The organism is Nonomuraea sp. NPDC049646 (assembly GCF_044465525.1).
Lineage (GTDB): Bacteria > Actinomycetota > Actinomycetes > Streptosporangiales > Streptosporangiaceae > Nonomuraea.
The window spans coordinates 189652-209077 of sequence record NZ_JBITLU010000014.1; the positions used below are offsets into that span (position 1 = coordinate 189652).

Annotated in this window: 31 protein-coding genes; 5 read left to right on the forward strand and 26 right to left on the reverse strand. The window is 71.8% G+C overall.

Annotated elements, in window-relative coordinates; genetic code table 11:
• Window positions 1–8: 8 nt before the first annotated feature.
• Window positions 9–566, reverse strand: coding sequence for a DUF6884 domain-containing protein (locus ACIBQ8_RS35870; RefSeq protein WP_397194248.1), 558 nt, complete (start codon window positions 564–566; stop codon window positions 9–11).
• Entirely contained in the window at window positions 563–727 is a 165-nt protein-coding gene (locus ACIBQ8_RS35875) for a hypothetical protein (RefSeq protein ID WP_397194249.1), read from the reverse strand. Before ACIBQ8_RS35875 ends, ACIBQ8_RS35870 begins: the two co-directional genes overlap by 4 nt.
• A gap of 475 nt (window positions 728–1202) precedes the next feature.
• Here ACIBQ8_RS35875 and ACIBQ8_RS35880 point away from each other — a divergent pair, with 475 nt between their 5' ends.
• Complete coding sequence (locus tag ACIBQ8_RS35880; protein ID WP_397194250.1) at window positions 1203–1637, forward strand: helix-turn-helix domain-containing protein; 435 nt, start codon at window positions 1203–1205, stop codon at window positions 1635–1637.
• Between the two features lie 101 nt (window positions 1638–1738).
• Window positions 1739–2851: a hypothetical protein gene (locus ACIBQ8_RS35885; RefSeq protein ID WP_397194251.1), complete on the forward strand. Its 1113-nt coding sequence runs from the start codon at window positions 1739–1741 to the stop codon at window positions 2849–2851.
• A 316-nt stretch (window positions 2852–3167) separates the two neighbouring features.
• Here ACIBQ8_RS35885 and ACIBQ8_RS35890 read toward each other — a convergent pair whose 3' ends face one another.
• Window positions 3168–3446: a hypothetical protein gene (locus ACIBQ8_RS35890; protein WP_397194252.1), complete on the reverse strand. Its 279-nt coding sequence runs from the start codon at window positions 3444–3446 to the stop codon at window positions 3168–3170.
• A 165-nt stretch (window positions 3447–3611) separates the two neighbouring features.
• Window positions 3612–5381, reverse strand: a complete 1770-nt coding sequence (locus ACIBQ8_RS35895; RefSeq protein ID WP_397194253.1) for an exonuclease domain-containing protein — start codon at window positions 5379–5381, stop codon at window positions 3612–3614.
• Window positions 5382–5598: 217 nt separating this feature from the next.
• Between ACIBQ8_RS35895 and ACIBQ8_RS35900 the strand changes: the two genes are divergently transcribed.
• On the forward strand, window positions 5599–6264 hold the full coding sequence (locus ACIBQ8_RS35900) for a hypothetical protein (protein WP_397194254.1): 666 nt from the start codon (window positions 5599–5601) through the stop codon (window positions 6262–6264).
• Window positions 6265–6406: 142 nt separating this feature from the next.
• Entirely contained in the window at window positions 6407–7045 is a 639-nt protein-coding gene (locus ACIBQ8_RS35905) for a hypothetical protein (RefSeq protein ID WP_397194255.1), read from the forward strand.
• Between the two features lie 4 nt (window positions 7046–7049).
• Here ACIBQ8_RS35905 and ACIBQ8_RS35910 read toward each other — a convergent pair whose 3' ends face one another.
• The 21 genes from ACIBQ8_RS35910 to ACIBQ8_RS36010 form a co-directional block, all read right to left on the reverse strand.
• The gene (locus tag ACIBQ8_RS35910) at window positions 7050–7490 is read right to left on the reverse strand and encodes a hypothetical protein (RefSeq protein ID WP_397194256.1); all 441 of its coding nucleotides are present in this window, start codon (window positions 7488–7490) and stop codon (window positions 7050–7052) included.
• A gap of 72 nt (window positions 7491–7562) precedes the next feature.
• Window positions 7563–7919 carry a hypothetical protein gene (locus ACIBQ8_RS35915; RefSeq protein WP_397194257.1) on the reverse strand — a complete coding sequence of 119 codons (357 nt, stop codon included), beginning with the start codon at window positions 7917–7919 and terminating at the stop codon, window positions 7563–7565.
• A 111-nt stretch (window positions 7920–8030) separates the two neighbouring features.
• Complete coding sequence (locus tag ACIBQ8_RS35920) at window positions 8031–8594, reverse strand: hypothetical protein (RefSeq protein WP_397194258.1); 564 nt, start codon at window positions 8592–8594, stop codon at window positions 8031–8033.
• A complete protein-coding gene (locus tag ACIBQ8_RS35925; RefSeq protein ID WP_397194259.1) occupies window positions 8582–9361 on the reverse strand; it encodes a hypothetical protein in 780 nt (259 codons plus the stop codon). Before ACIBQ8_RS35925 ends, ACIBQ8_RS35920 begins: the two co-directional genes overlap by 13 nt.
• Window positions 9358–9897 (reverse strand): hypothetical protein, encoded by a 540-nt coding sequence (locus tag ACIBQ8_RS35930; protein WP_397194260.1) that lies wholly within the window; start codon window positions 9895–9897, stop codon window positions 9358–9360. Before ACIBQ8_RS35930 ends, ACIBQ8_RS35925 begins: the two co-directional genes overlap by 4 nt.
• A gap of 109 nt (window positions 9898–10006) precedes the next feature.
• Window positions 10007–10411, reverse strand: coding sequence for a hypothetical protein (locus tag ACIBQ8_RS35935; RefSeq protein WP_397194261.1), 405 nt, complete (start codon window positions 10409–10411; stop codon window positions 10007–10009).
• 60 nt (window positions 10412–10471) lie between these two features.
• Complete coding sequence (locus ACIBQ8_RS35940) at window positions 10472–10903, reverse strand: zinc ribbon domain-containing protein (protein ID WP_397194262.1); 432 nt, start codon at window positions 10901–10903, stop codon at window positions 10472–10474.
• Between the two features lie 177 nt (window positions 10904–11080).
• Window positions 11081–11953, reverse strand: a complete 873-nt coding sequence (locus ACIBQ8_RS35945) for a hypothetical protein (protein ID WP_397194263.1) — start codon at window positions 11951–11953, stop codon at window positions 11081–11083.
• 24 nt (window positions 11954–11977) lie between these two features.
• Window positions 11978–12607, reverse strand: coding sequence for a hypothetical protein (locus tag ACIBQ8_RS35950; RefSeq protein ID WP_397194264.1), 630 nt, complete (start codon window positions 12605–12607; stop codon window positions 11978–11980).
• A complete protein-coding gene (locus tag ACIBQ8_RS35955) occupies window positions 12604–12954 on the reverse strand; it encodes a hypothetical protein (RefSeq protein WP_397194265.1) in 351 nt (116 codons plus the stop codon). The genes ACIBQ8_RS35950 and ACIBQ8_RS35955 overlap by 4 nt, the downstream gene beginning before the upstream one ends.
• Window positions 12955–13233, reverse strand: coding sequence for a hypothetical protein (locus ACIBQ8_RS35960; RefSeq protein ID WP_397194266.1), 279 nt, complete (start codon window positions 13231–13233; stop codon window positions 12955–12957).
• 62 nt (window positions 13234–13295) lie between these two features.
• Window positions 13296–13850, reverse strand: coding sequence for a hypothetical protein (locus ACIBQ8_RS35965; protein ID WP_397194267.1), 555 nt, complete (start codon window positions 13848–13850; stop codon window positions 13296–13298).
• A complete protein-coding gene (locus tag ACIBQ8_RS35970) occupies window positions 13847–14140 on the reverse strand; it encodes a hypothetical protein (protein WP_397194268.1) in 294 nt (97 codons plus the stop codon). The genes ACIBQ8_RS35965 and ACIBQ8_RS35970 overlap by 4 nt, the downstream gene beginning before the upstream one ends.
• Window positions 14137–14487 (reverse strand): hypothetical protein, encoded by a 351-nt coding sequence (locus ACIBQ8_RS35975; protein ID WP_397194269.1) that lies wholly within the window; start codon window positions 14485–14487, stop codon window positions 14137–14139. The genes ACIBQ8_RS35970 and ACIBQ8_RS35975 overlap by 4 nt, the downstream gene beginning before the upstream one ends.
• On the reverse strand, window positions 14484–14888 hold the full coding sequence (locus tag ACIBQ8_RS35980; RefSeq protein ID WP_397194270.1) for a hypothetical protein: 405 nt from the start codon (window positions 14886–14888) through the stop codon (window positions 14484–14486). The genes ACIBQ8_RS35975 and ACIBQ8_RS35980 overlap by 4 nt, the downstream gene beginning before the upstream one ends.
• A 29-nt stretch (window positions 14889–14917) precedes the next feature.
• A complete protein-coding gene (locus ACIBQ8_RS35985; protein ID WP_397194271.1) occupies window positions 14918–15241 on the reverse strand; it encodes a hypothetical protein in 324 nt (107 codons plus the stop codon).
• Between the two features lie 22 nt (window positions 15242–15263).
• Window positions 15264–15458 carry a hypothetical protein gene (locus tag ACIBQ8_RS35990; protein WP_397194272.1) on the reverse strand — a complete coding sequence of 65 codons (195 nt, stop codon included), beginning with the start codon at window positions 15456–15458 and terminating at the stop codon, window positions 15264–15266.
• Complete coding sequence (locus ACIBQ8_RS35995; RefSeq protein ID WP_397194273.1) at window positions 15451–15573, reverse strand: hypothetical protein; 123 nt, start codon at window positions 15571–15573, stop codon at window positions 15451–15453. Before ACIBQ8_RS35995 ends, ACIBQ8_RS35990 begins: the two co-directional genes overlap by 8 nt.
• Before the next feature lie 135 nt (window positions 15574–15708).
• Window positions 15709–16047, reverse strand: coding sequence for a hypothetical protein (locus ACIBQ8_RS36000; protein ID WP_397194274.1), 339 nt, complete (start codon window positions 16045–16047; stop codon window positions 15709–15711).
• Between the two features lie 194 nt (window positions 16048–16241).
• Window positions 16242–16802, reverse strand: coding sequence for a hypothetical protein (locus tag ACIBQ8_RS36005; protein WP_397194275.1), 561 nt, complete (start codon window positions 16800–16802; stop codon window positions 16242–16244).
• A gap of 176 nt (window positions 16803–16978) precedes the next feature.
• Window positions 16979–17206, reverse strand: a complete 228-nt coding sequence (locus ACIBQ8_RS36010; protein WP_397194276.1) for a hypothetical protein — start codon at window positions 17204–17206, stop codon at window positions 16979–16981.
• 136 nt (window positions 17207–17342) lie between these two features.
• On the opposite strand from ACIBQ8_RS36010, the gene ACIBQ8_RS36015 reads away from it, so the two are divergent.
• Window positions 17343–17879 carry a hypothetical protein gene (locus ACIBQ8_RS36015; protein WP_397194277.1) on the forward strand — a complete coding sequence of 179 codons (537 nt, stop codon included), beginning with the start codon at window positions 17343–17345 and terminating at the stop codon, window positions 17877–17879.
• 250 nt (window positions 17880–18129) lie between these two features.
• Here ACIBQ8_RS36015 and ACIBQ8_RS36020 read toward each other — a convergent pair whose 3' ends face one another.
• Entirely contained in the window at window positions 18130–19146 is a 1017-nt protein-coding gene (locus ACIBQ8_RS36020) for a GNAT family N-acetyltransferase (protein ID WP_397194278.1), read from the reverse strand.
• Between the last annotated feature and the right edge of the window lie 280 nt (window positions 19147–19426).

Genomic DNA, 19426 nt, shown 5'->3' on the forward strand with positions numbered 1-19426 from the left:
CCTGAACACTACGAAGTTTCGGCACGCCTGCAGCAGCCGTTCTCCCCGGCGCCCTCCCCCAGCCGGTGGACACCGGCCGGACAGATGGCGGCCGCGCGGATGGCGGCCAGGCGCGACATCTGCTCGCCGATGCCGCGTGTCCCGGCCAGAGGCAGGCAAGCGTCCGGCCAGACCAGCCGGGCCAGCTCGGCGTAGGCGCGACCGGCGAGCACCACGGCGTGCGCCCCGGTCACGCCGAGCGCGTCGGCCTGGGCGCACAGCGCGACGGCGCCCACGGTCCCCGCCCGGCCGGCGCGCAGGTCGTACGTGGCGACGGGGTGATGCAGCTCCAGCAGGCCGTGGCGGGCCGACAGGATCAGCACGCGTCCGCCAGCCCCGAGGGCTCCGGTGAGGGCGTCGGCGGCGCGGCGGCAGGCCCGGTGATAGGAGCCGGCGTAGAGGTCACCGGCAGGGACGGGGACGGGCGTGTCCCTCTTGCGGCTCCCGCACGGCACGACGACGAGCCGCGAGTGCTGCGGCCGATCCGGCGCCGACAGGTCCTGGGCGCCGCGCCGGCCCTCGGTCACGAGCGGTCCGCCTTGAGGGCGCGCGCGATGTCGCGCAGGGCCTGGCGTGCCACGTCGGCGGCGATCGCCATGGCTTCGCCGTGGAGGGGGTCGGCGGGGCCGGTCGCCTGGCCGGAGAGGGCGTCGGCGGCGGCCAGGCGGTCACGGAGGCTGTCGCTCATGAGATTGCGCTCCTTCGGGGGGCAGCTGAGGGGGGTGGTGGGATCGACATGGCGCCTGTCCGGACACCAGCAATCTTGATGTGTTGAACACTACCAAGTATTGCGAGGCTCGACGCTCGAAGTCAAGTTGAGTACGACAAAGTTTCCGAGCCTCGTCCTGCCGTCCACACGCCAGCCGGCCCCGCCATCGGCGGCCGGGACGCACATGTGAGCGCCCCCGTCGGCGGCGGTCCGGCTGGCGGGGGCGCGAGTCCGATCGAGATGCCGTCCCCTCCATCAGGCATCTCGATCGGATGTACGGGTAGCCCGAGCGCCTAACGCGGTGGGACCTGGGGGTCAGAGGACTCCCCGCACAGCCCATAGAATGGCACAGGTTGCCGTGAAATGCCACAACTATGGGTCCTTAAAGGCTGCCCGAGGCCCCAGCAATGACCCAGAACGGGACAGCCTTCCTGAGTTCTGTCAGACTGGCGCCGTGGAGCCTTTGGCAGCCCTCGCCGACCGCGTGCAGAGCCGCCGCCTCGAGCTGGGCCTGAGCATCGACCGCGCAGCGGAGGCAGCCGGCATGTCCGCGACGACTTGGTCGCGCGTAGAGCAGGCCAAGACCGTGCAGAAACTCACCTACGCAGGTGTCGAGCGAGTACTCGGCTGGGCACCGGGAGGCTGCCGGCTCCTCCTGAGTGGCCAGGAGCCCACCACCACCCCTGCCACCGACGCGCACGCCACCACACCCTCCCCCGCCCGCTACCCGGACGACGCGATAGCGCAGCACTTGTGGGACACGCCGGACCCCGCCCTCACCGACGAGGACCGTGAAGCACTCATCCAGGTCTACCGCGCCCTGAAGCGAACCCGGAGACCGGCCTCAACCCCCGCAAGGCAACTTCCTGCAGCCAACCGCTATACGTAATGTAACCATTTGATTACAGTAGGCTGGCATGACTGTTCAACATTCACATTCCTGGCGAGCCTAGGCGATGCCCCTCCTGACCCCCCGAGGTGCTGTCACCTATGCCAGGCAACGAATCACTCCGCGAGATTTTCAAGGCAGCGATCCAACGGCTCCAGGCCATCCACGCCGACGCCAACACCGTGACCGATCTGACCACGAGGCTGCGCCTTCAACAGCAGATCGAGGCGTTGGAACGTGCGCTTGACGCCGCCATGGCGCTGCGCGAAGCTCCCCAGGAGATCAGCCAGGCCCTGCGCGCGCCCGCTGAGGAGATACAGACGATCCAGGTCGACGTCGACAAGCAAGCCGTTCGCGTAGTTCTGCGACCGCTCGGCCACGCCGACGCCGAGCACGAGCTGCAGGCGTGGAACGACATCTGCGCAGCGGCCACCGAGTGCGACACCCCCGGCCAGACGTTGCGTCCGATGGCCTCCTCCATCGGCGCCGTCCAGGTCGCTTCCACGCTGGTCATCAACAGCCGCCAGACCCGCAGCCAGATGCGCGCCGCCAAGGCCCTCCTGCAGGGGCTGGCAGCCCCGGCCCCTTTGGCCTGGGTATGGCACAAGGCCCGCGAGGCCCCCAAACAGGCGGCCACCGGCGCCGCCGTGGTGGTCATCACCGTGGCGACGGTGGCGTTAGCCCTGACCGGAAGCCTGAGCAACCTCTACGCCAAGCCCGAGGAGCACCCCCGGACCGAAGCTGCCGCGAGCCCTGTCCCGGACCCGCTGGGTTCCAGCCCCACATCTGCGACCGGGCCACCGACACCTGACTCCAGCCCCGATCCGGACGACAAGCCCCCCGACCGGGACGACCGCCATCCGCCGGCCACCACGGAACCGGACAGCGACCAGATGACCTCGGCGGGAAAGCCATCAGCCTCCCGGCCGGTCCGCTCCACAACCCCCTCGGCCGAGCAGGAGCCGCCAGGCCAAGACGACAAGGACGAGCGCAGCCCGTCCGACAGTCCCCGGCCGGGCCGCTCCTCCGCACCGCCCTCCCCCAGCACGCCGCCGTCGAAGGACTCCACCAGCTCGCAGCAGACGGCCCAGCCCTCCACCGCGCCCACGACCCCGCCCGCCTCGCCGACCACTCCACCCGCCCAACCGGCAGGGCAGGACTGCGACGGGCTGTTGAGTGTGGAGCTACCGCCACTGCTGGAGGTCTGCCTCTAACAGGTGACGGTCCACGACGACGGGGGTGCGGCCCCGTAACCCCCCGCCACGGGGCCGCACACAGATGGCCAGCCTGGCCAGGATGGCGTGTCCTGATCGGCTTCGGATCGGCCATCCCGTCTGGCAGCGTAGCGGCTCACACACGACCGGCACCAAACGCCACACGCGGCACCCCGCCGGGCCCCGCACGGTAGACGGGGCCCCTGAGGGGTGCCGGGTTGAGGGGCGGGGGCAACAGGGAGTGATCAGTTCCTAGGCGGCGGCACAACGTTCCTACCGTTCCTTGCCGGCGTCCGCAGCCGAACGCCCGCACCCGTCATCGGCCCAGAGATGGCGGAGTCTGGCGGCGCACCATCGCCCGCTCGATGGCCGAGGCCAGCCTCACAGCGGCCGGCGCAGGCTCCGGCGGCGGGCTCGGGAGCGTCTCTCCCTCACCCCGCCGGCGGTCGCGCAGGACGTGGACCGCTCCAGCGCCGATGCTCTTGACCCGGGCAAGGTCGGCGTCACTGGCCGCGTGCACCGCGGCGGCGGTGGTGTAGCCGCCGCGCACGAGCGCCTTGAAGATCCGCCGCCCCCACGGATCGTCACCGATCATGTCCCGCAGATCGGTATGCGGGGTACACGTCCAGCACAGCTCATCCCGGCAGGGGCCGCGCCGGGGATGCCATGGGGCCATGACCACGATGATGTCGCCCCTCGACCGGCCAGGCCATAGGAAGCAGCGAAATCCCCCCTCCCACGCGCGAGGCCCGGCCGGTGTTCAGCGCGCGGGGGTGGCCATCGCGTGCAGCACGGCGTGGCCGTCCTGGGCATCGCCCAGCGCCCGGTGCGCTCCGCCGAGCGGCAGCCGGTAGCCGATCCTGGCCCATGTCGAGCGGGCCTGCATCAGGCACGCCCACCGGTCCTGCCCGGGCAGATGGGCGCGGTCCAGGCCGGCGTGGGCGTGGGTGGCGGCGATCCGGCCGCGGTCGAACGGCGCGTTGTAGGCCAGGATCTGGCGGCCTTCCACCGCGGCCGCCAGCAGCGGCCACACCTCCTCCCACCGCGGCGCGCCCGCCAGGTCCTCGTCACAGATGCCGTGCACGGCCCGCGCCCCCGGCTCGACCGGCACCCCGGCCGGGTTGACGAGCGTGTGCAGCAGGACCGATCCGTCGTAGGCGTCCACGCAGCCGATCTCGATCACGAGTCCGTCGAGGCCTGTCGTCTCGGTGTCGAGCACCACCGCGGCGCCCGGCTGGAGCATCCGGCGTGCCCAGTTGATGACGTCCCCGACCGCCGTCGACAGCACCACCTGGCCGGCGTGCCGGCGGGCGGCCCGGTGCGCGTGCAGGGCGGTGTGGACCTCGGCCTTGGTCGGGTGGCCGTCGGGCCGTTGCTCCCAGTCGATGTGCCAGACGTCGTCGCGGTTGGCCCAGCGTGGCCACACCTCCACCGACCACGTGCTGCTCAGGTCCCCGCAGAAGGCGCGGACGGCGTCGGCGCGGGCGATCGGCAGCCGGGTGTGCTCCCGCAGCGGCGAGGGCGCACCGGGCTTGACCGCGCGCACCTCCTCCCAGTCCACCCCCGGCGTCGCCAAGGCGTCCTCCAGGTCCCCGACCTGGTAGAGAGGCACGCGGATGGTCTTGAAGGGCCTGGAACGGTCACCGAGCTCCCGTTCGACGAACGTGGACGGCGCCACCCAGCCGGCGGCCACCACGTAGTCGAAGTCCCGCCGGCGGATCTCCATGTGCTGGGCGGCCTGCTCGGGGCCGAGCAGCCGCTCGCGGCGTACGCGTTCGACCAGGTCCTCGTCGTCGGCCAGGGCGGCGACGTCGGTGCGGGCGTAGCGGTCGAACCGGCCCGGCCGGATGTCGCGCTGGGCGGCCACGCGTACGAAGTCCTCCTCGCTCCAGCCCAGGTAATGCGCTGCGTCCCTGGCGGGCATGGATCCGGCGAGCCATGCCTGCCGTTCTGCCACGACGTCGATGACGAGCCGCCGCCCCTCGCCGGTGGAGACGAGCTGGTGGAGGCGGCCGACGTCGTACAGGTTCCACTTCTTGTAGGAGGAGACGGCCTCGGTGTGGCCGGCCTTCACCAGGGTCCGGAAGTCGTCGAGGTCGACCTCGACGCCGACGGCCTCGCTCAGCAGCTGGGCGCAGCGCGCGGCGCCGAGCGGCTGCGGCGGGGTCTGCTCGCGCAGCTCGTCTGCGCGGGCGATCAGTTCGTCGGCGACCGGCCGGGTCCAGAACTCGCCGCGGTCCGGCGCGGGCAGCAGGCCGGCCTCCTCGGCGCGCCGCCATTGCCCGTAGGTCATGCCGAGCGCCTGCATCAGCTGGTCCTGCGACAGGTCGTCCGGGAGAGCGTCGAGGATCTCCTGCCTGCGGGCGACGAGCTGGTCGACGAGCGGACCCGACCAGCGCGGTGTCTTCATGTCGTGGTCGGGGATGAGGCCGGCGGCTTGGGCGCGGGCCAGTTGCTCGGCGGTGATGTCCATGGCCTTTTGCAGCTGGGAGGCGTTGTGCGCCGTCGTGCGGCCCTTACTGGTCGTCATGGGGGATGACACCTTGTCGGTCGGCAGGCGGCGCCGCTTGCGCGCCTGCGGGGGGCAAGGAACGGTGTCCAGCATGACGTGTGACAGTGACAGTTCGTCTGTCTTATAGGTCTTGCGCCCCGTGGTGGTCTGCGTACGGTGTGCTGTGCACCTTCGCCTGCCCCATCCCCGCCGTGGTGGCAGCCTGCCCCCCCATTCACCTTGCAGGAGACCGCAGATGCCGGACTGGGACGCCGAGACCTACATCGCGCTCGGCAGCGCGGCTGTCGCCCTGGCCGGCGTCGTCTACAACGTCGGCATGAAGAAGATCTCCCGCCGGTCCGCGGTCGCCAGCGAGAAGTCGGCCGACGCCGGAGCCACATCGGCGAGCGCGGCGAAGCTGTCCGCGGACGCCGCCGAGCGGGCGGCCGCGGCCGCCGAACGTTCCGCGGACGAGGCGGCGAAGGTCGCCCGGGTGGAGCTGGATCGCTGGCACCAGGAGATGGCGCCACCGCATCCGGGCATCCTGAAGCCCCGGCTGCACAAGCCGGACAACGGCCGCGGGAGGGCCTGGTTCGCCGGGACGATCGACCTTCCCAGGAGCTACCGGGTGCTGGGCGAAGCCCACTTCACCGGCGGCAACGGCTACCAGAGCCTCCCCATCGGGCTGTTCGAGGCAGGCCCGAAGCAGCTGCAGTTCTTCCTGGCAGACGCTCCCCAGAATCCGGAGACTGCGCCGTTCGGCACGGTCGTGCTGCGTTTTTGGCCCCCGCTGCCCGGCGATGAGCCACACCCGTGGTCGTGTACGTGCGGCAGGCCCGACGGTGCGACCGGCGAGGGCGCGGGCCACTGGGAGCTACGCATCCCGATCGACTGGCACCGCCAAGTCAGCAAGGGCTTCTGACAGCCGCGGTCGCGGCTATCGCCCCCAGGAAAAGGCTGTGCCCCGGCTGCGTGCAATGCAGAGGCAAGACCGGGGCTTATGACTCGACGGTATCACCCCGTGTGCTGGCAGGGAACTACAGGAAACCGGGAGGCGGGCCAGGATGGATAACGCCGAGGCCAGGCGGCTGTGCGACCTTCTCTCCCCCTTACGCCTGGCCGACTACGAGTTGCGCTGCGGCGGCGATCCGGTCGCCGCACTGCGGCTGCACTGCTGGAACACCGAGATCAGCGAAGCGTTCTTCGGGCCCCTGCAGTACCTGGAGGTCGCCATGCGCAGCGCCATGACGCGCGAGCTCGTCCACCGGTTCGGCCGCGACGACTGGTGGAACGATCCGCGCCCCCAGCTCACCTACGGCGGCCGCCAGCGGGTCAACGAGGCCGAGCAGCAACTCCTGCGGGTCGGCCTGACCCCCACCCCGCACATGATCACCGAGGAACTGTCGTTCGGCTTCTACGTGTCCCTGCTGGGGCCCGGCAACGGCTATGACCAGCGGCTGTGGCGCACCGCCCTGTTCCGGGCCTTTCCCGGCTTTCGAGGGCGCAGGCAGGCGCTGCACCGGAAGGTCGACCACCTGAGGATCTTCCGCAACAAGATCGCCCACCATGGTGCGATCCACCACCGCCACCTGGTCGCCGACCACGACGCGATCCTCACCTGCCTGGGCTACATCGACCGCGACCTGGCCGCCATGGTGGCGCGTCACAGCCGGGTGCCTCAGGTCCTGGCCGCGCGTCCCTGACCGCTCACGCGGTCTGCAGGCCACCCACGGTGGACGCCTTCCGTCCGGCGGCGCTGCCACGGGGCGTCATGGCGATCATGTCTGCGGCCGCCGGAGGCGGGGCCTGCCAGTGGTGGCCGGTCTGGAGAGAGACGAGGAAGGCGTCGGCGTTCCGGCCGGCGGGAACAGCCGGCCTGCGGCGGGAGACCGGGCGAGCGGGCGCGTGCGAGGCGGCGGTGGTACGCCGCGGCGGCTGGCGGGCACTGGCGGGGGCCACGATCTGCAGCGGCATGGTGGGGCAGGCGTCATCGGCGAGCTGGCTGCGCAGGTGCTCGCAGGCGGCGGCGATCGCGTGCTCGCTCGCCCGGGTGCGCCGCCGTCGCTCGCACAGGCGCACGACGGCGGCGACGAGGCAGGCGGCAGCCGCGATCAGCAGGGGCGTCAGGTCGGCGAGCGTGGCAGTCACGGGCACAGATCGTAGGCCGCGGCCGGCGAGGGGGTTGCCAGGAACTCGCCGCACAGCCCGACCGCCTTTACTTTATAGATCACAATGTCCGGTATTGGTGGTGCTGGCGAGGCCGGCTTCCGGAACCTCGACCGGGACCTCCTGGACGAACAAGCCGTCGGCCGCTTCGACCAGCACCGTCACACCGAGCGGCCCCACCAGCCCCGCGGCAGGCCAGTACTGGCTGCCGTAGACCGGATAGACCCACAGCCGGTCGACCACGCGATACACGCCGCCACCGAGCGCGACCAGGTCCCCGACGGCAGGCGGGTGCGTGGTCGGCAGCGCCCCGCTGCCGTCCAGGCCGTCACCGAGCCCGGTGTAGGTGTAGCCGCCTGACGCGCTCTGGCGCAGGTAGAACCTGCACGAGACGTCGGTGAAGCACCTCATGCGGCACCGCCGGCGTGGTTCATTCCGTCCCCCGGGTAAGCGTGTGGGATACGACGCGACCCCCGGGCGTCCTGCTGCTCCGGGGGTCGTGCGTGGCGCGGTCTGCGGGGCTCAGCCGTGGCCTGGGCCCGCCGTAGACCCTACCGACACCGGCGGGGCCGGGAGAGGCGAAACCGTGATCCGGGCGAGGACTTCAGCCTCGACCTGAGGCAGCAGCGGGTGCAGGCCGAGCGTCCCCCGGTACGGCATCGGCTCGGCCAGCGGCCGCACGTTGGCCAGCTGCCAGTGCACCTTGCCCGCGATCGCCCAGGGCGAGCACAGGCCGCGCTCGCGATCCAGGCAGCGCGGCATGCTCAGCAGGCCGTCCTGGCCGGGATCGCTGTGGTGGCTGTCCACCAGGTCGGCGACCGCGATGATCGCGCCGCGCGCGAGCAACGGCGGGCCCGGCTCGTCGACGCCGGCCCGCCACAGCCGGTCGAGGCCTCCCGCGGCCTCCAGCGCGGCGGCCGCCGCGGGCACGGGGATCCGCGCCATGGTGTCGGCCTTCAGCCCGGCGTGGATCGCAACGGGGCCGCGGTGGTAGGCGTGCTGGCTGCGGTTCTCCACAGGCTTGAGCCCGGCCCCGACGCAGTAGGCCCAGGGCTGCCAGATGGTGACGATCCTCATTCGAGGCATGCGGCCGCCTCCGAAGGGACCGGCGGCGGCCCGGCGGGCTGCTTGGGCGGGAAGACGACGTTGATGCGCGCGTGCGGAGCGCGAGACGACAACCGCACCGCCGGAATCCTCCACGGGTCCACCAACTCCCGCACCGGGTCGCGCGAGCTGCAGTAGGTGGGGCGGTCGTCGTCGTTCTTGCTCGGACGGAGGCGGAAGTAGCTGTCGACGCCGCCGGCGCGCATGACCTCGTGGAGCTGGTCGGCGGCGAGCAGGCCGGAGATCTTCAGCCCTTCGTCCTCGGCGACGGCCTGCAGGACTTGACCGATTTCCCGGCCTTGCTCGTCCAGCAGCGGCGCCGGCAGCGTCTCGGGCGGCGGCTGGTCGCGCCACGGTCGCCGGATCCGGCCGATCGGTTGTGCTGGGTCGTCCCAGCGCAGCAGCATGGCGTCCCAGGGGATCATGTCGTCGCCGGGCTTCCACAGCACCCGCCAGGCGGGCATGGCGTCGTCGGGCTGGTTGCCGGGCCGGTCCAGGTGCAGGGTGAACCACGTCTCGACCCGGTCGGCGCGGGTGGGGCGGTCCTCGCTGCGCGTGGCGAGGTTGATGCCGCGGGAGACGAGCAGGTCGATGGTCGTCTCGATGTCGCGGGGCCGCCCCTCCAGCCGCACCTGCACGTACTCGGGCACGTATGGCGCCGGGCGGACCAGTGTGAGGCCCAGCTCGGCCGCCTCGGCGATCAGCGCGGCCCGGCGGCGCTCCTCCTCCTGTTGCCGGTCGTCGTTCACCGGGGGCTCCCTGCGGCCGCTCCTGGAGCTTGTCCGTCGCCGGACGGGGCCGCTGCCGGCGGGCGGGGCCGGACGAGGTCACCCCACCGCACGCCGCCAGCGGGGGCGCTCGCCTTGACCTCGTCCTGTCCGGCGCCCGCCTGGACCCGCTCGGCGACGTCCGGGTGGTGTGCCAGGACGTAGGCGCGCCACTCGCTGATGTCGAGGTCACCGGCGACGTCGGTCCCCGCCGCCCCCGGCCACTCCTGCTGGTGGTCGAGGTGGATGTGCTTGCCGGACAGCAGGGCGACCGCGTCCTTGACGTCCTCGGGGTGGCCGCCGAGACGGACGCTGACGATCCCCCGGGGGTTCGCGGGCGTACTGAGGCGCCCGGGAGGCTGGAGGGAGCGCAGGGCGGTCACGGCGGCGAAGTGCGCAGACGCGAGCTGGGCGAGCATGGCGCCCTTGCCCCACGGCTGGGCTGTGGCGGCTTCGGCCAGCAGTTGGTGGGCGCGGTCCATGTGCTGCTCGGGAGTCATGTTGGACTTCACGGACATGCCTTTCTCTTCGGGCGGTGGAGGGTAGGCGGGGTGGGCGCCGGCGCGCTGAGCGGCCTCGAGGCGAGGCCGCTCAGCCGCGCGTCCCGTGCTGGTGGGCAGCCGCTGCTCAGACGCAGCTTTCCGGCTGGCCGCGCAGGGTGTTGTCGGGGTGCAGCAGGTTGAGGGTGGCGTAGACGAGGACGCCGCCGCGCGACTCGCGCTTGGCCTGGGGGGCGGACTGGTCCTGCAGGTGGACCTCGCGCTGGGTGAGCAGGCCGATGGCCTCGTTGATGTCGTCGAGCGCGCCGTCGAAGCGGAGCCGGACGGTGCCGGGGGTTCGCCGGTTCGGGTCGATGATCTGCAGGCCGAGCTTGGCCGCCTGGTCGTAGAGGGAGGCGCGCATCTCGTCCAGGCCGGGCCCGCCGGTGGGCTGGGAGCACGTGCCGGCGCGGAGCTGGCCCGGCGTGCTGTCTCCAGGCCGGTCCGTGCGGACTCTGGAGGGGTTGGCCGTTGTGGCCCGGTCGTCGTGCATGGTGTCCCTTCTTCGGTTGATCTTGTGGGGGTTGTGGACAGGAGCGGGGGCAGGGGCCGGCTACCGCCAGTGCCAGGTGACCCGTTCCAGGTCTGCGGTGTCGGGCCCTGCCGCGGGAGCCACCGTGAGGTGGTCGAGGATGGTCATCACGAGCTCGCGCCGCTCGGTGGTGGTGGTGGCCTCATTGGTCCACCAGCCGGCCAGGTCGCTCACCCACTGGTCGGGGTCCAGGTCGGGCGGTGCGCCGTGACGGCGCTGCATGGCGCTCCACAGCCGGTCGCGGATGGGCGGCTGGGCGAAGCGGCCCAGGACCCGGGCGGCGACGTGGTTGTCCAGGAGGTCAGCGTCGATGGTGACGCCGCCGCAGCCGGTGCCGGCGGCGAAGCACACGTAGACACGGCCGCTCTCGCGCAGGTGCTCGTGCAGGTTGCGGCCGTCGACGCCGCAGCGCAGCAGGCCGTCAGCGAGCAGGGAGCGCGCTGACATCATCATCGGCCTCCGTGGTGAGTGGTCGCGTCCCGGTGCGCCGGGCGCGCGTGCGGGGTGGGGACTCTCATAAGGGTCAGATTGGCCTTTCTTCGGCGCGAAGGTGACGGATTCGAGTCATTCGGATACGGAGCAGAGTTGCCGGTAGCCGGCGGCCGGCAGTGCCGGCTGCTGAATCCGAGGTCAGCCGGGCTGCTGCTCGGGTGCTGCCGGTTCGAGGTCGCGCAGACGGGCGTGCGGGATCCCGGTGCACGCGGTCAGCTGGCGGGCCAGCTCGTCGTCGAGGCACACGCCGATGCGCTTCAGCGTCCGGAGCCCGGCGGCGATCGCGTCGAGCGCGGCGTCGGCGTCGAGGGTGTCGGAGGTGGAGAGCTGTCCGTCCAGCCCTTCACCGGCCAGCGCTTCCACCAGGCGGCGCGTCTGCCGCTCGCGCACGGCCATCTCCCCCAGCAGCGTGTGCAGCTCCCGCACGGCCCGGTAGTTGGTGGTCATCTCCGCGATGTAGTCGCGTTCCATGGAGCAGGGGCAGGTGCACAGGTTGCAGTAGTGGCACAGGGGCTCGCCGTGAATGACCCATCCGGCCTCACTGGCGGCCTCGACGGCGGCAGCGCGGCTGGTGAAGTGGCTGTCGGCGGCGTCGCTGCAGCCCTGCGCTTCCATGGGATCGCTGCCGCGCCTTATGAGGCGGTCGAATGGTTGCCGGCAGCAGGAGCAGACGATCAGCACACACGGCTCGGGCAGCTGGCCGGCCGTCACGCGGTGGCGGGCGTCAGAGAAGTACGTGGCCAGCGCCTTGTCGGCCTCGGCGCTGGTGCGGTAGTGGTGGGCCTGGGCGAAGCCGGACACGTGGTCGCCGTTGGTGGGGTTCATGACCCAGCAGCGGTACGGCAGGGGGCCGTCCGCGGGCGGGCCAGCAGGGGCGGGCTGGCTGCGCTGCAGCAGGTCCTCGCAGGCCAGCGCGGTCTGGCCGGTGATCTGGCCGGAGTCGAGCGCCTGGGCGAGCAGCGCGGCGAGGGTGTCGGGCAGGCCGGGGCTGCCGGTGACGGGGGTGTTCACGGGATGCCTCCAGGGGGCTGTGGTTCAGGGTGCGGGGGGCGCGGAGCGGGTGGGCCGCAGGGCGGCGGTGATCCGGCCGAGCGCCGAGGGCACGCGGCCGCGGCCGTTGTCGAGCACGCGCCGCGTGGGTTCCTGTCCGCGGAACCGCTGGACGTGGTAGGTGTACGCGTTGATGTCGACGGCGGTGACACAGCGGATCTCCGCCCGGTCCGGATGGTTCAGGGCGACCCGTTCGCCGGCGCGGGCCCGGTCCATCTCCTGCGCGGTCAGGTGCTCTTGGTCGACGCCGTAGCCTTCGGTCATCATGGCCAGGCCGCAGAATCCGCCGGGGCTGTCGGCGAAGTCCACCACCGGCAGCCCGTCGCGTGGGCGCGGCATGCGGGCGGCGTAGGTGAGGAGGTCGTCGACCGGGTGGCCGCGCGGGTTCCAGAGCCTGCGTGGGATGACGTACAGGTCGATGCGGGCCTGGCCGAGGTGGGGCAGGTGGAGCGTCCACAGCCGGGGCGGCTGGTTCCAGCCCCGGCGCTCGCCGAGCCGGGCCTCGACCGAGACCAGCGCGGCAAGCAGGGTGTCACGTTCCAGGTGGCCGGTGACCGGCTCGACGTCGCGCACCTGGACCTGGTGGCGGTCCCAGCCGGGCCAGGGGTGTGTCATGACGGCCGCCTGGTGAGGGCGTAGGTCATGGCCTGCAGCACCTGCTCGCGGTGGCGCTGGTCGAGCGTGCACAGGTTGAGGTCGTCGCGGCCCAGCATGACGGCCAGGCGCAAGATGGCCAACTCGGAGGTGGTGGCCGGGAAGGCGCGGTCGTCGATCGCCTGCTGGACGCGGTCCCAGTCGATGTAGGAGAGAAGGCCGGTGGTGCTGTGCTGGATGGCGACCGCCACAAACGTGGGGTCGTTCAGCCAGTGGCCATGGTCGACGAGGAGCTGGACGGCGGCCTGGACGTGCGCGTCGTGGCGGTGCAGCCATGCGGCCAGGCCGGTGGGCAGGGTGTAGTCCATCTAGTAGCCCTCCGGGAGGATGAGGGGGTTGCCCTGCTCGCGCAGGTGCCGCGCTACGAGCAGTTCTCGGTCGAGCTGTTGCTGGTAGGCGGCGGCGTAGACGTCGCCGTGGGGGGCCAGGCGGGCCATCTTCTGGGTGGTGGCGACGATGTCGGCGTAGACGCTGAAGGCTTGGTGCTCCGTCAGCTCGCCGGTGTTGGAGAACTGCTTGAGCTGGGCGCGGGCGGCGCGGAGCTCGCACCCGGCCTTCGCCACGCGGGCGTACAAGATGTCTGTCATCGCCTGCCGGGCGTGGGCCCGCTCGTCTTCGGTGAGGGCAGCCGGCTGCCTGTCGCGGCCGCTCATGCGGAATCGGCCCTGGTCGGGCTGGGCGTGCCGGTGGGGTCGTCCAGCAGCTCGACCGTCCAGCTCTCCCAGGCGCGCACGGGCCAGGCGTGGCCGACGCACGCCAGGCGGGTGCCGCCCATGGGGTCTGTGACGCGGTAGGCGCGCGGCTGGTCGCAGGGGAAGCTGACGCGGTCGTAATCCCACTGCTGGCGGCAGCCCCCGACGAAACACCAGAAGCTGCGACCGACGGAGGTGACCGTGTGCCCGTGCTCAGGACATCCGGCGAACTCCGACTGACAGGAGTCGGCCGGGATGTTGCGGTGCCGGGCGATGTCGTCGGCGGTCCTGTTCAGGTCTCGCGCGACCCGTTCGAGCAGGCCCGCGACGTCGCCGAGGCGGAACCCGTGGCCGCGGACGTCCTGGGCGAGCAGGCCGTGGAAGCGGCGTACTCGGCCGGCCAGGGCGTCGGCGTCGGCGGCCAGGGCGACGGCTGTGACGGCGTCGGCGTCGGCGTGGCCGCAGGGCGGCCGGTGCGGGCCGTGGCCGCAGCGTTCGCACATGTCGGTCATGAGGTCTGGTTCTCCTTGGGAGGCTCGGGGAGCAGGTGCTCGGTCAGGTCCACCAGGTGGCTGGAGATGTCCTGCGCGGCCTGGTCGACGGTGGAGGCCGCCGACAGGATGCGCAGGGCGCGCGGGGTCAGGCGCTCGGGCAGCTCCTGGTGGTAGCGGCGCAGCTCGGCGGCCAGCGTCTCGGCGCGGTCGTGGAGCGTCATCGCGGCGTTGAACTGCGGCGCGAGGGCGGGGCTGGTCGGGGCGGGGGCGGCGACGACGCCGCACCTGGTGCAGCCGAAGGACGTCACTGCTCCGGGCTCCTGCCCGGATTGGGCGGGTCGGGGTGATGAGCGTGCAGCGCATCGGCGACCCAGTGGGGCGTCTGGTCCACGTCCCAGTCGCTCACGTACGCGCCGATGTGCTCGGACCACTCCCCCCTCTTGAGGAGCTTGCGGCCCCGGACGCCCCACCTGGCTTTCCAGTGCGGCCTGCCGGGGCTGCGGCTGTAGGTGAGGGTCAGTTCCGTGGGGAACACCCAGCCGCACCGGTAGTGGTGGCCGGCCTTCAGTTCGATGGCGGGCTGGCAGGTGACCATGAGGGTTACCTTCAGCTCGGCCTGCTTGGTGACCAGGCCGTCGAGCACAGGCAGTGTCATCGGTCCTCCCCCCGGCCCTCCTGGCCGCCTGCGGCGCGTCGTTCAAGCTCGGCTTGGAAGGCTTCGTCCTTCATGACCCACTCGGTGCCGGTCCACCGGGCGAAGGTGGTGAGGGCCTTCCAGTGGGACTGGTGGCCCTGCTGCCGCCACATCTCGGGCGTGACGGTGAGCAGCCATCGGCGGATGATCTCCCGGCCGATGTGCTCCGTGACCTGGCCCACGGCGTCGTGCTCGAAGTCGGGCGGGGTGGCTTGGATGGCGTGCCAGAGCATGGCCAGGTAGCTGTCCGTGGTGCGGCCCAGCCCAGACGTGGTGATGCGGATGGAGATCTCCACACCTGTCTCCAGCGGGGAGCCGCCGGAGGCGGGGCGGATGGTGATGGGCGGTTCGGCTTTGGACACCGTGGCGCTCCTGTCCTGGGGGGAGGTCGTCACGCCGAGGCCCTTCGCAGGGCGGCAGGGCGCGGGTGGTGGCGGTGGATGGCTTCCGTGATCCAGCCGGGGACGTCGTCGACGTGCCAGTTCGTCAGCGATGCCTCGGCGCGGGTGGAGAAGGCGCCCGAGCGGATGAGCCGGCGGCGGCCGATGGCCACCCAGCTGGTGCGCCACGCGCCTGTGCGGGGCTCGTAGGTGTAGGAGATGTCGAGCCGGACGGGCAGCATCACGATCTGCTTCTTGCGCCGCTCGGCGGTCTGCATCGGTGGCATGCCGTGCAGGATGAGGCGGACGCGGCTGGTCGCTTCGGCGACGGCCATCTGAGGGCCTTCGGGGGCGGTCTCAGCCATGGGCGCGCCCGCTGCCGGCTGCGGGGGCGGTGGTGCCGGTGGTGCCGGTGGGGGCGTGCTCGCTGCTGGGGTCGTTCGCGGCCAGGGCGGCCGTCAGGACGAGGAGTGCGCCGACCAGAAGTGTGGCGAGCGCCAGCAGGGCCAGGTCCCGTGAGCGGGACGGCCGACGCCGTCGGCGGCTACCCATATCGGCCGCCGAGCGCGATCAGGGGGTGGGTCTGCTGCCAGGTCTGGATGAAGGTGGCGGGGTCGTGAAGCAGGCTGGCGGTGGCGAAGACAGCACCGCCGATCAGCACCGTCACCAGGCTGATCGTCACCGGCTGCAACCGGGCTAGGGGCCGGTGGTGGGTGGGGTGCCGCATGGCGTCCTTTCGTTGCGGTGGTAGGGAGGCGAGGGGGTCCCGGCTGGTGCGGCAGGGCGCGCACAGACGGCCCCTTCAGTCGCGCCTGAAGAAGATGCCGGCGCGCACTTGGGTGAGGATCACCATGGCCACGGACAGCAACATGACGACCAGCACCTTCAGGCCGGACGTGCCCGTCATCGGCTCGTTGGCGGGATAGTTGCCGAGCGCGGTCACGATGGTGATGACCATGAGCATCATTCGCACCGCGAAGGCCACGCCGCTGTCGTTCCGGTAGAGACAGACGGCGCAGAGGATCCCGCTCCACAGGACGGTCTGGAAGAGGTTGCCGGTGGCGTAGAAGCCAGTGACCAAGATCAACGCCATGGTGATCGTGGTCATGGCCAGGGTGTAGCGGGCGTGGACAACGTTCATGTGATCCTTCTCCGGAGGCGTTGGCCGTCAGGCGGGGCGGGATGGCGCGCTGTCAGGAATGGCGGCGGCGGTGCGCGGCTGTCACAGCAGGAGCAGCAGCGCGGGGATGGCCAGCAGAAGCAGGCCGGCGATCAGCAGGGCGACCGGGTCGCGAGGGCGCCGGCGGCGGCCGTGCCTGCACCGGCGGTGCCGGTTCACGCGGTCGGCCTGTGGCGGGCGGCGCTGACCTGCCGCCCGCGCTCGGTCGCGATCACGGAAGTGGGGCCGAGCATCGGCGTGCGGGTGATGGCGATGAGCTCCAGGGCCTCCAGTCCGTGCCAGGTGCACAGGCGGGCTCTGTGGCCGCCGTGTCCGACCTCGTAGAAGCCGCGGGCGGGCCGGCGGATGGGGACGGGCACACCGTGGGCGGCGATCGCGCGCAGGAGCTGCTTCTCGCAGGCGTTGAGCGGCCGCGGGAGGGGCTCGGGGTACCTGGCGAGATGGCTGCGGCCCCGGCTGCTGGGGGCGACGTACAGGGTGAGGCGCGTGCCGCGCTGGTCTCGGGCGAGGTGCGGCGTGACGTCGATCAGGCCGTGTTCGTCCAGGTGCTTGAAGGAGAGCCAGTCGGCGGTGGCGCCCGAGTCGGTGAGAGCGAGGCTGCCGGGTCCGGTCCTGCGCAGGAGGGTGCGGGCGGGCAGCTGGTTGATGGCGCGCAGAAGGCGGAGTTCCGCGGCGGTGAGGGTGGGCGGGAGGGCCTGGGCGGCGGTGAGCGTCACGGTCGCTCCTGTCGTCAGGGGTGGGTGGGTGGGGTGGTGGGGGGGCGAGGTGGAGGTCTCCGCCCCCGCACGGGTGCTGCATGACGAACACTACGCCTAGCGGGTTTGACACACAACACTTTCACGCCACCTCTGGCGTCGTGTCGCGCCGGATGGGTGCGGGCCGGGGCCGGGAGTCAGGCGGCGGCGGGGGTGCGTGAGGGGCGGGCCAGGGAACGCAGTCCGCGGCGGACCTGCGCTGCCGTGCCGGGTGCGGTGGCGAAGTGGCTGGCCACCTCTGGCCTGCAGGTGTTGCAGGGCATGGTCTTGTCGTTGCCGGCCGCGTCGGTGAAGTCGATCCAGCCGGCGACGCAGCCCAGATGCGGGCAGACGCAGTGCGGGAACGGGCACCGTAGGCGCATCATCTCTCCTCCCACCTGTATGGGATTGACAGTGCAAAGTTCCTGTTATCGCCAGGGTAGGAGGTGGGAGGGACAAACCGCTGGCCAATTTCGGTGAGCGGTGCGCGGCGCGCCGGTGGGGCGGCCATGCTGGCCAGCCATGAGCAGCACCCCTGAGGACGCCGGCTCCGACGAGGTCGACGTCGACACGCGCAGCTTCTACCTCGGCGACCGCGGTTCGCCTGCGCTGTACGTGGCGATCAGGCCGGGAGAGGATCCGGGGCTGGCCGAGGTGGCGCGGGTTCTGGTGCGGTTCGCCCAGGCGTTCGGGCTGCCGCCGCTGGAAGTTTCCGGGTCCGGCCGGCTGAGGATCGCTCCTGCCTTGGAGGGCTGGCGCCTGGTGTTGGCGGAGCTGGACCATGAGGCCGGGCCGTTGGTCAGCATCGACTGGCCGGCAGTGCCTTCGCCGCTGGTGTACGGGGTGCGCAGGACGAGCCTGGCCGGATGGCCCTTGGATGCGGTGGGGGCCGGGCGGGTGGTGCTGATGATCGGGCCGCCTCTGGATTGGGATGCGATGGTCATCCGGCTGGAGGCGCGCGACGATTCGGGGATCATGGACGTCGGGCGGCTGATGCAGGCCCTAGGCGGTCGTGAGGCAGCGTGTGGGGTGGTCCCTGCTGTTGCCCTCGCGGCGTGACAGCTGGCGCCATCGCATGGGCGGGCGGCCCGTGCACGTGCCGGGATGCCGTGCCGGGCATCCGGCCTCAACATCGGCACCGTGGCCACGGCGACCGTGAACCTCCTGCGCCTGGCCCCCGAAGTGCGGGCGGATGACGCGGCGCGCACCGCCGAGACGCTGCGTCAGGCTCCGGAACTGCTGTTCCTCTGACCGCGCCGGCAGACGAGGGAAGGCGCGCCGCCCGGGCGGGCGGCGCGCCTTCGGTGTTTCACACCAGGACGGCGACCGACAGGCGGGCCTCGATCACGCCAGGGTCGTCGGTGTAGCCGATGGCCGCGCCGAGGCCGGTCATGAGGCGGCGCATGCGGGCGTTGTCGGCCAGCATGGTGGCGCGGATCTCGGCGAAGCCCTGATCGCGCGCGGTGGTGATGAGCGCGCGAGCGAGCTGGCCGCCCAGGCCCCGGCCCTGCCAGCCGTCCTCGACGAGCAGGGCGATCTCGGCGGCGCCGGGGTCGGCGCAGTACATGAGGCTGCCCAGGGCGACGGCCTGGCCGTCGTGGCAGGCGACGAGAGACTCGCCGCGGCCTCGGTCACACAGCCGGTCGAACATGCGCGGGGGCAGGGACGGCATGGAGGTGAAGTAGCGGAAGCGGCGCGATTCAGGCGAGCAGCGGTCGTGCAGATCGCGTACGGCCTCGCGGAAGGCGGGGGTCAGGGCTCGGAGGTGGACCTCGGTGTTGTCGGCCAGGCGCAGGGAGCGGTCGCCGCCGGCGGGTTCGGTGGGGGGCTGGGCGAGCCGTACGAAGGCGGCGGCGCGAGCGGCCTCGGTGAGGGTGAAGGGCAGCTCGTGGCGGCGCATCTGGATGACGCGCTTGGGGGCGACGGGGATGACGAGCTGGTGGGGGTCGGGCAGTTCGCTCACCTGCTCACCGTAGGCCCAGCGGGCGGAGTCGGCGCGCAGCAGGTCGGCCAGGATCGCGGGCAGGCGCCATGGCTGGGCGTGCAGGCGGGCGGCGAGGAGGAGGGCGCGGGTGGTCTCGTCGGCGAGCTCGTGCGCGGCCGCGGGGACGACGTGGACGCGGCGGCCGCCGGCGGCTGTCAGGGCGGCGGCGATGTCCTCGGCGGGGGCGGGGACTTCGGCGACGAATTCGTCGACGGTGCCGGTGGTGTCCGGCTGGACGGACAGGCCGAGGATGTTGCCGCCGCGCTCGGCCAGGGCGGTGGCGAGGGATGCGAGGCGTCCGGGTCGCTCGTCGACGGTGGCGCGGATGCGCATGTAGGCCATGGGGTCCCCTTCCGTTGTGGTTCCAGCGTGGAAGAGGTGTGTTACGGGGTTGCTACACAGTGGTGGCCCCGCCGTTTCATTTGCCCATATTGGCAATACATGGGCAGGTTTGCGTCTTTTGGTGGTTCTTCGCTGGAGGAGAACCGCGGCCAGGAGCACGCCAAGATCCAGGTGCAGACGCGCTCCCGGCCGCTGTGATCCAGAGGGTGGATCAAACCGCAGCACCTTCACGGCGGCAAAATATTCACCTGCTCATGAATTACTGTCGTGGCGGTCAGCA

Coding starts and splice junctions, on each gene's coding strand:
- ACIBQ8_RS35875 (WP_397194249.1), bottom strand. CDS start 727: ATGAGCGACAGCCTCCGTGACCGCCTGGCCGCCGCCGACGCCCTCTCC.
- ACIBQ8_RS35885 (WP_397194251.1), top strand. CDS start 1,739: ATGCCAGGCAACGAATCACTCCGCGAGATTTTCAAGGCAGCGATCCAA.
- ACIBQ8_RS35890 (WP_397194252.1), bottom strand. CDS start 3,446: ATGATCGGTGACGATCCGTGGGGGCGGCGGATCTTCAAGGCGCTCGTG.
- ACIBQ8_RS35895 (WP_397194253.1), bottom strand. CDS start 5,381: ATGACGACCAGTAAGGGCCGCACGACGGCGCACAACGCCTCCCAGCTG.
- ACIBQ8_RS35900 (WP_397194254.1), top strand. CDS start 5,599: ATGCCGGACTGGGACGCCGAGACCTACATCGCGCTCGGCAGCGCGGCT.
- ACIBQ8_RS35905 (WP_397194255.1), top strand. CDS start 6,407: ATGGATAACGCCGAGGCCAGGCGGCTGTGCGACCTTCTCTCCCCCTTA.
- ACIBQ8_RS35915 (WP_397194257.1), bottom strand. CDS start 7,919: ATGAGGTGCTTCACCGACGTCTCGTGCAGGTTCTACCTGCGCCAGAGC.
- ACIBQ8_RS35920 (WP_397194258.1), bottom strand. CDS start 8,594: ATGCCTCGAATGAGGATCGTCACCATCTGGCAGCCCTGGGCCTACTGC.
- ACIBQ8_RS35930 (WP_397194260.1), bottom strand. CDS start 9,897: ATGTCCGTGAAGTCCAACATGACTCCCGAGCAGCACATGGACCGCGCC.
- ACIBQ8_RS35935 (WP_397194261.1), bottom strand. CDS start 10,411: ATGCACGACGACCGGGCCACAACGGCCAACCCCTCCAGAGTCCGCACG.
- ACIBQ8_RS35940 (WP_397194262.1), bottom strand. CDS start 10,903: ATGATGATGTCAGCGCGCTCCCTGCTCGCTGACGGCCTGCTGCGCTGC.
- ACIBQ8_RS35950 (WP_397194264.1), bottom strand. CDS start 12,607: ATGACACACCCCTGGCCCGGCTGGGACCGCCACCAGGTCCAGGTGCGC.
- ACIBQ8_RS35955 (WP_397194265.1), bottom strand. CDS start 12,954: ATGGACTACACCCTGCCCACCGGCCTGGCCGCATGGCTGCACCGCCAC.
- ACIBQ8_RS35960 (WP_397194266.1), bottom strand. CDS start 13,233: ATGACAGACATCTTGTACGCCCGCGTGGCGAAGGCCGGGTGCGAGCTC.
- ACIBQ8_RS35965 (WP_397194267.1), bottom strand. CDS start 13,850: ATGACCGACATGTGCGAACGCTGCGGCCACGGCCCGCACCGGCCGCCC.
- ACIBQ8_RS35975 (WP_397194269.1), bottom strand. CDS start 14,487: ATGACACTGCCTGTGCTCGACGGCCTGGTCACCAAGCAGGCCGAGCTG.
- ACIBQ8_RS35985 (WP_397194271.1), bottom strand. CDS start 15,241: ATGGCCGTCGCCGAAGCGACCAGCCGCGTCCGCCTCATCCTGCACGGC.
- ACIBQ8_RS35990 (WP_397194272.1), bottom strand. CDS start 15,458: ATGGGTAGCCGCCGACGGCGTCGGCCGTCCCGCTCACGGGACCTGGCC.
- ACIBQ8_RS36000 (WP_397194274.1), bottom strand. CDS start 16,047: ATGAACGTTGTCCACGCCCGCTACACCCTGGCCATGACCACGATCACC.
- ACIBQ8_RS36010 (WP_397194276.1), bottom strand. CDS start 17,206: ATGATGCGCCTACGGTGCCCGTTCCCGCACTGCGTCTGCCCGCATCTG.
- ACIBQ8_RS36015 (WP_397194277.1), top strand. CDS start 17,343: ATGAGCAGCACCCCTGAGGACGCCGGCTCCGACGAGGTCGACGTCGAC.
- ACIBQ8_RS36020 (WP_397194278.1), bottom strand. CDS start 19,146: ATGGCCTACATGCGCATCCGCGCCACCGTCGACGAGCGACCCGGACGC.